Annotated in this window: 5 protein-coding genes; 1 reads left to right on the plus strand and 4 read right to left on the minus strand. The window is 66.0% G+C overall.

All coding sequences use genetic code 11. The features are described from left to right. Positions 1-128 precede the first annotated feature (128 nt). The gene (aptA, locus tag JHD80_RS19025) at positions 129-1,469 is read left to right on the plus strand and encodes an omega-aminotransferase AptA (RefSeq protein WP_199090626.1); all 1,341 of its coding nucleotides are present in this window, start codon (positions 129-131) and stop codon (positions 1,467-1,469) included. Between the two features lie 75 nt (positions 1,470-1,544). Here the strand turns inward: aptA and JHD80_RS19030 are convergent, their stop codons facing one another. The 4 genes from JHD80_RS19030 to JHD80_RS19045 form a co-directional block, all read right to left on the minus strand. Next, positions 1,545-1,811 (minus strand): hypothetical protein, encoded by a 267-nt coding sequence (locus tag JHD80_RS19030; RefSeq protein WP_199090628.1) that lies wholly within the window; start codon positions 1,809-1,811, stop codon positions 1,545-1,547. Positions 1,812-1,908: 97 nt separating this feature from the next. Next, on the minus strand, positions 1,909-2,403 hold the full coding sequence (locus JHD80_RS19035) for a peptide deformylase (RefSeq protein ID WP_199090630.1): 495 nt from the start codon (positions 2,401-2,403) through the stop codon (positions 1,909-1,911). A gap of 446 nt (positions 2,404-2,849) precedes the next feature. Continuing rightward, positions 2,850-5,054, minus strand: coding sequence for an FAD-dependent oxidoreductase (locus JHD80_RS19040; protein WP_199090632.1), 2,205 nt, complete (start codon positions 5,052-5,054; stop codon positions 2,850-2,852). 156 nt (positions 5,055-5,210) lie between these two features. Beyond that, a partial coding sequence (locus JHD80_RS19045) for an acetyl-CoA C-acyltransferase (RefSeq protein WP_199090634.1) occupies positions 5,211-6,000 on the minus strand: 790 nt, incomplete at its 5' end.

Genomic DNA, 6,000 nt, shown 5'->3' on the forward strand with positions numbered 1-6,000 from the left:
CCTAACGTCACCCGCAAGCGGGTTCGGGCCGCCATCCGTGGGGCGCAGCCATCCGTTGCCATGATGGCGATTTACAGGCCGGTGGCTCCTGCTAGCTTTCACCAAGGTTAATCCACAGGGGCCTTCGAATGACGTCCGCATCCTCCGCCATCGCCACGCCGAACGACCTCGAAGCCTACTGGATGCCGTTCACGGCCAACCGGTCGTTCAAGAAGAACCCGCGCATGGTCGCGCGCGCCGAGGGCATGTTCTACTACACCCCGGAGAACAAGCCGGTCATGGACGGCACCGCCGGCCTGTGGTGCTGCAATGCCGGCCATGCGCGCGAGCCGATCATCCAGGCAATCCAGGCCCAGGCGCGCGACCTCGACTACGCCCCGTCCTTCCAGTACGGCCACCCCAAGGTCTTCGCCGCCGCCGCCCGCATCGCGGCGCTGGCGCCGGGCGATCTCGACCATGTCTTCTTCGCCGGCTCGGGCTCGGAAGCGGCCGACTCAGCCCTCAAGATCGCGCTGGCCTACTGGAACGTCTCGGGCAAGGCCGCCAAGACCCGCCTGATCGGGCGCGAGCGCGGCTATCACGGCGTCGGCTTCGGCGGCATCTCGGTCGGCGGCATGTCGAACAACCGCAAGTTCTTCGGCTCGCTGCTCACCGGCGTCGACCACCTCGCCCACACTTACGACCGCGAGAAGCAGGCCTTCAGCAAGGGCGAGCCGGATTACGGCGCGCATTTCGCCGACGATCTCGAAAGGATCGTCGCACTGCACGACGCCTCGACCATCGCCGCCGTGATCGTCGAGCCGATGGCGGGCTCAACCGGCGCGCTGCCGCCGCCGAAGGGCTATCTCAAGCGCCTGCGCGAGATCTGCGACAAGCACGGCATCCTCTTGATCTTCGACGAGGTCATCACCGGCTTCGGGCGCCTCGGCTTCGCCTTCGCGGCCGAGCGCTACGGCGTGATCCCGGACATGATCACCTTCGCCAAGGGCGTCACCTCCGGCACCGTGCCGATGGGTGGGGTGATCGTGCGCAAGCATATCTACGACGCCTTCATGGGCGGCCCGGACAACGTCATCGAGCTGTTCCACGGCTATACCTATTCCGGCCATCCGCTGGCCGCGGCCGCGGCCATCGCCTCCCTCGACATCTATCGCGAGGAAGGGCTGTTCGAGCGTGCCCGCGCCATGGAAGGCGCCTGGGCCGATGCGGTGATGAGCCTGAGGGCTGAGCCGAACGTGGTCGACATCCGCACGCTCGGCATGGTCGGCGCCGTCGATCTGGCGCCACGGGCGGAAGGCCCGGGCAAACGCGGCTACGAGGCGATCGAGCGCGCCTTCCACGAGGAAGGGCTGATGATCCGCACCGCCGCCGACACGATCGCCTTCTCGCCGCCGCTGATCATCACGGAATCACAGGTCGATGAGCTGATCGGCAAGCTGCGCCGGGTGATCCGATCGGTCGCGAACTAGCCGGATAAGGGCGATCTTCCCGGCGCCCTAAGACCGAAAGCCGCCTCCTTTCGGGAGGCGGCTTTCGCGCATTTGTCAGCGCCCGATGCGCCAGGCGATCAGCAGAGCCAGCAAGGCCGGCACGGCGAAGACCAGAACGAGGATCGGCAGCTCCTCGCGCACGGAATAGCCCGCCTTGGTCACGCCGACCCACATGTTGACCAACGTCACGGCCAGCCAGACCGGCACGAAAAACTTGGCGGCGAGCGCATAATCCGGCTGAGCCCCGCCCCACAGCTTGCCGAACAGCAGGAACAGGCCCAGCAGCACCACGCCGCCCCCGATCACCATCACCATATGCATAAGCCCGCTCCTCACCGTCGAATCGTCGCAAACAAATGGTACGAGCTCACGACGCCCGGACGCCAGCCGGGCGGAGGCAGGCAAAGCGCGCCTGCGCTCAGCTGCGCCGCAGCTTGTTGTAGCGGGCGATCAGCCTGTCGCGCTTGAGCCGCGACAGGCGGTCGATCCAGAAGATGCCGTCGAGCTGGTCGATCTCGTGCTGATGGCAGACGGCCAGCAGGCCGTCCGCCTCCTCCACATGCTCCGCGCCGTCGAGATCCCGATAGCGCACCCGGACATGGGCGTGACGCTCCAGCTCGTCGGTGACGCCCGGCATCGCGATACTGCCCTCGACATGACGAAGTGTCTCGCGCGAGACACCGTCCAGGACCGGATTGACGTAGGTCCGGACGTCGCCGGGCACCAGCTCCAGCACCACCAGCCGCAACGACACGCCGACATGCGGCGCGGTGATGCCGATGCCGGGCGCTTCCCGCATCGTGTCGAGCATATCCGCCGCCAGTTCCCGTAGATCGGCATCGAAACGCGTGACGGATGCAGCCGCCACGCGCAGACGCGGGTCGGGAAAGCTCAGAATCGGCCTTGATGACATGGACTTGTTCCGACCCCGTGCTTATGGCCTCGCTTCCGGTCGTCGAAACCGGCCCCCACCGGCACACCGCTTGCCGATGCAGCCGATGAACACATCATTCGATCGAACGACGACATCTGCTGCGTAGGCCTGCTCGCGCGCCGACGGCAAGCTCGCTTCGTGGCGTAGCTGCCATTCACCAGGATCGTGTGACCGCGCCATGCCCGGCCGCGTCACGGTCAACAGCGCGGAGGCGCATATCGCCTGCTGCGCACGCGGCTGGCGAACTGAAAGCTGATAATCAGCTCTACGGCCTCATCCTGAGGAGCCATTCCCGTGGGAATGGCGTCTCGAAGGATGCTTCAGGAAGTTCCGGAGGCATCTGGAACATCCTCCGAGACGCCGCTGACGCGGCTCCCCAGGATGAAGGCTCCAGAAAAACCGAAACGAGAACCGGAGCCCCCCGCTCAGGCCGCCGACTTCTTCTCGGCCGTGCCGTAAAAGCTCTCGCCGGTCTTGGCCATGCGCTTCAGCAGGCGGTTCGGCTTGAAGCGCTCGCCATGGCTCTTAGCCAGCTTCTCGCAGAGCTTCACGAAGGCGGCCGCGCCCATGTTGTCGATATAGGAGAGCGTACCGCCGGAGAAGGGCGCGAAGCCGAAGCCGATGATCGAGCCGACATCGGCCTCGCGCGGATCGGTGACGACGCCTTCCTCATAGGTCCGCGCGGCTTCGAGCGCCTGCGTCACCAGCAGCCGGTGCTTCAGCTCCTCCATGTCGACGCTGTCGGGATCGAGCTGCTTGCCGACGAGATCGGCGAGGCCCGGCCAGAGCCGCTTCGGCCCGGCTTCCGGATAGCCGTAGAAGCCCTTGCGGTTCTTGCGGCCGAGACGCCCGTGCTTCTCCACCATGTCAGAGAGCAGCTTCTCCTGCGCCGGATCGACGGCAGCGTCGCCGAGCTGGGCCTTCGTCGCCTTCAGCACCTTCCAGGCGAGATCGACCGCGACCTCGTCATTGAGCGAGAGCGGGCCAACCGGCATGCCGGCCTGCTTGCCGGCAGCCTCGATCATCGCCGGCGGCACGCCTTCCATCAGCATGAGATGGCCTTCGCGGATATAGTTGCCCACGCAGCGATTGGCGTAGAAGCCACGGGTGTCGTTGACCACGATCGGCGTCTTCCTGATGGCGCGGACATAGTCCAGCGCCATGGCGAGCGCCTTCTTGCCGGTCTTCTTGGCCATGATGACCTCGACCAGCAGCATCTTCTCGACCGGCGAGAAGAAATGAATACCGATGAAGTTCTTCGGCCGCTGGCTGTTCTCGGCGAGGCCGGTGATCGGCAGCGTCGAGGTGTTCGAGCCGAAGATGGTGCGCGGGCCGACCACGGCCTCGACCTCGGCGATCACCGCGGCCTTGACCTTCGGGTCCTCGAAGACGGCCTCGACGATCAGGTCGCAGCCCTTGAGGTCGGCATAATCGGCGGATGCTTTGATGCGGCCGAGCAGCGCATCGCGATCGGCGGTCTTGGCGCGGCCCTTCATGATCTGGTCGGAAACCAGCTTGTGCGAATAGGCCTTGCCCTTCTCGGCCGCCTCGATGTCACGATCGACGAGCACGACCTCAAGGCCGGCCTGTGCCGTGACATAGGCGATGCCAGCGCCCATGAAGCCCGCGCCGATGACGCCGACCTTCTTGAGCTTCGACGGCGGCACGTCGGCCGGGCGGCGGGCGCCCTTGTTCAGCTCCTGCATCGAGACGAAGAGCGAGCGGATCATCGACGCCGCCTCCTTCGTCCGGAGGATCTTGGCGAAGTAGCGGCTCTCGACCTTGAGGCCGAGATCGATCGGGAGCTGCAAGCCCTCATAGACAGCCGAGAGGATGGCGCGGGCGGCCGGGTAGTTGTCGTTGGTCTCGCGGCGATAGATCGCGTTGGCCGGCGGCCAGATCTGCATGCCGGCCGGCGAATGCACCTTGTTGGAGGGCAGCTTGAAGCCCTTCTGGTCCCAGGTCTGGGTCGCCTGCGGGTTGGCTTTGAGCCAGTCCTTGGCGTTCTGGACGATGTCGGCGCGGGGTGCGACGGCATGGACGAGGCCGGAATTGCGCGCCGGCAGCGCCTTCACCTGCTCGCCCTTGAACATCATCTGGAGCGCGTCGCCGGTCTGCATCAGGCGCGCCACGCGCTGGGTGCCACCGGCGCCGGGGAAGAGCCCGACCTTGATCTCGGGCAGGCCGACGCGGGTCGAGGCATCGTCCGAGACGACGCGGTACTGGCAGGACAGCGAGAGCTCGAAGGCACCGCCCAGGCAGACCCCGTGGATCGCGGCGGCGAAGGGCTTCCCGCAGGTTTCGAGCTTGCGATAGAGCAGCGAGAGCTTGCGGCTCTCGTCGAAGAAGCTCTGCATCGCGACCGCCTCGCCCTTTTCCTTGGCGAGCTTCACATAGAGATCGCGCAGGCCCTGGAGCATGGTGAGATCGGCGCCGCCGGAGAAGCTCTCCTTGCCGGAGGTGATGACGCAGCCCTTGATGGCTTCATCGCCCGCGACCTTGTCGACGATCTGGTTCAGCTCTTCCATCACCTCGGGGGTGATGACGTTCATCGAGCGGCCCGGCATGTCCCAGGTCGCGACGGCGATGCCGTCGGCGTCGGTCTCGAAGCGGAAATTGGTGAGGTTCATGGACGGTCCCTCCGGTGGGTCGGGTCATCCCGGGCGCCGCATTGCGGCGATCCGGGATCGTCATCAGGAAAAGGCGATGTTCAGGCGTTTTCTTGTCACGCGGTCCCGTGTCTGCGCAGCGGCATTGCATGCCGCAGCGCGCACGGGATGACGGCGCTAGACCCGCTCGATGATGGTGGCGACGCCCATGCCGACGGCGACGCAGAGCGTCACCAGCGCGACCTGCTTGTCCTGACGCTCCAGCTCGTCGAGCACGGTGCCCAACACCATCGCGCCGGTCGCGCCGAGCGGATGGCCCATGGCGATGGCACCGCCATTCACGTTCAGGATGGCGTCGTCGATGTCGAGCGCCTGCTGGTAACGCAGCACGACCGAGGAGAAGGCCTCGTTCAGCTCGAACAGGTCGATGTCCTTGATCGACATGCCGGCCTTCTTCAGAACGCGCTCGGTGACGTCGACCGGGCCGGTCAGCATCAGCGCGAGATCGGATCCGACCGTGGCGAAGGCCTTGATGCGGGCACGGGGCTTCAGGCCCGCTGCCTTACCGGCCTTCTTCGAACCGACGAGCACGGCCGCTGCGCCATCGACGATGCCCGACGAATTGCCGGCATGGTGGACGTGGTTGACGAACTCGACATCGGGATGCGCCGAGGTCGCGACGGCATCGAAACCGCCCATCTCGCCCATCTGGACGAAGGAGGCCTTGAGCGCGGCCAGCGCCTGCATGTCGGTGCCCGGCCGGATCGTCTCGTCGCGGTCGAGGATGACGAGGCCGTTGACGTCGGTGACGGGGATCACCGAGTTCTTGAAGCGGCCTTCGGCCCAGGCCTTTGCGGCACGCTGGTGCGAGCGCACGGCGAAGGCGTCGACATCGTCGCGCGAGAAGCCGTACTTGGTGGCGATCAGGTCTGCGGCGACGCCCTGCGGCATGAAATAGGTATCGATC

It is taken from the genome of Allobosea sp. ASV33 (assembly GCF_016428755.1).
Classification (GTDB): domain Bacteria; phylum Pseudomonadota; class Alphaproteobacteria; order Rhizobiales; family Beijerinckiaceae; genus Allobosea.

Coding starts and splice junctions, on each gene's coding strand:
- JHD80_RS19040 (WP_199090632.1), bottom strand. CDS start 5,054: ATGAACCTCACCAATTTCCGCTTCGAGACCGACGCCGACGGCATCGCC.
- JHD80_RS19035 (WP_199090630.1), bottom strand. CDS start 2,403: ATGTCATCAAGGCCGATTCTGAGCTTTCCCGACCCGCGTCTGCGCGTG.
- aptA (WP_199090626.1), top strand. CDS start 129: ATGACGTCCGCATCCTCCGCCATCGCCACGCCGAACGACCTCGAAGCC.
- JHD80_RS19030 (WP_199090628.1), bottom strand. CDS start 1,811: ATGCATATGGTGATGGTGATCGGGGGCGGCGTGGTGCTGCTGGGCCTG.